The 1,374-nt window shown below is 65.4% G+C and carries 1 protein-coding gene; it reads left to right on the top strand.

What is annotated here, in order from left to right; all coding sequences use genetic code 11:
• The first annotated feature begins 49 nt into the window (after positions 1 to 49).
• Complete coding sequence (locus Vgi01_RS30280) at positions 50 to 1,333, top strand: IS256 family transposase (RefSeq protein WP_373307076.1); 1,284 nt, start codon at positions 50 to 52, stop codon at positions 1,331 to 1,333.
• Positions 1,334 to 1,374 lie beyond the last annotated feature (41 nt).

The following is a 1,374-nucleotide window of genomic DNA, read 5'->3' as shown; positions in this document are numbered from 1 at the left end:
GGGACTGTACAAATAACGGCTGATCGACCGATCAAGGGAGAGACGCCAGATGACGACCGAGATCACCTCGGGGCAGGAGCCGGCGGCCAGGCCGGCGGATGCGGTCACGGATGAGCAGTTGATCGCGATGCTGGTCGATCGGGCTCGTGGTGACGGGTTGAAGCTGACCGGTGAGGGTGGGCTGTTGCAGCAGCTCACCAAGCGGGTTCTGGAGTCGGCGTTGGACGGTGAGATCACCGATCACGTCGGCTACGACAAGCACGACCCGGCAGGTCGGGGCAGTGGGAACACTCGTAACGGCAGCCGGACCAAGACCGTGCTCACCGACGTCGGGCCGGTCGAGGTCCGCGTTCCGCGAGACGCGGCGGGCACGTTCGAGCCGCAGATCGTGCGCAAACGGCAACGCCGGCTGACCGGCGTCGACGACATGGTCCTGTCGTTGTCGGCCAAGGGGTTGACCCACGGCGAAATCGCCGCGCACCTGGCCGAGGTCTACGGGGCTGAGGTGTCCAAGCAGACCATCTCCACCATCACCGACAAGGTGATGGACGGCATGGCCGAGTGGCAGAACCGGCCCCTCGACAAGGTCTACCCGGTCGTGTTCATCGACGCCATCAACGTCAAGATCCGCGATGGGCAGGTCGCGAACCGGCCGATCTACCTCGCGATGGCGGTCACCGTCGACGGCCACCGCGACATCCTCGGCATCTGGGCCGGCGACGGCGGCGAGGGCGCCAAGCACTGGCTGCACGTGCTCACCGAGCTGAAGAACCGCGGCGTCGCCGACGTGCTGATGCTCGTCTGCGACGGGCTCAAGGGCCTGCCCGAGGCGGTCGAGACGGTGTGGCCACGCACAATCGTGCAGACGTGTGTGGTGCACCTGCTGCGCAACTCGTTCCGCTACGCCGCCCGCCAGGACTGGGACAAGATCGCCAAAGCGCTCAAGCCCGTCTACACCGCGCCCACCGAAGACGCCGCGACCGAACGGTTCCTCGAGTTCACCGACGCCTGGGGCAAGAAATACCCGGCGATCGTGAAGCTGTGGGAGAACGCCTGGGCCGAGTTCGTGCCCTTCCTCGCCTTCGACGTCGAAATCCGCAAGGTCATCTGCTCCACCAACGCGATCGAGTCAGTCAACGCCCGCATCCGCAAGGCCGTACGAGCCCGCGGCCACTTCCCCAACGAGCAAGCCGCCTTGAAGTGTGTCTACATGGCGTTGATGAGCCTCGACCCGACCGGCACCGGACGCCGACGCTGGACCATGCGCTGGAAAGCACCCCTGAACGCCTTCCAGATCGCCTTCGAAGGCCGACTCACCCCGGCCAACAACTGACCACCTCAACAACCAAGATCAGCCGTTAACTTGACACTCCC

The sequence above is a fragment of the Micromonospora gifhornensis genome (assembly GCF_016863515.1).
GTDB lineage: Bacteria > Actinomycetota > Actinomycetes > Mycobacteriales > Micromonosporaceae > Micromonospora > Micromonospora gifhornensis.
This window is presented reverse-complemented; position numbering and strand designations above follow the sequence as displayed.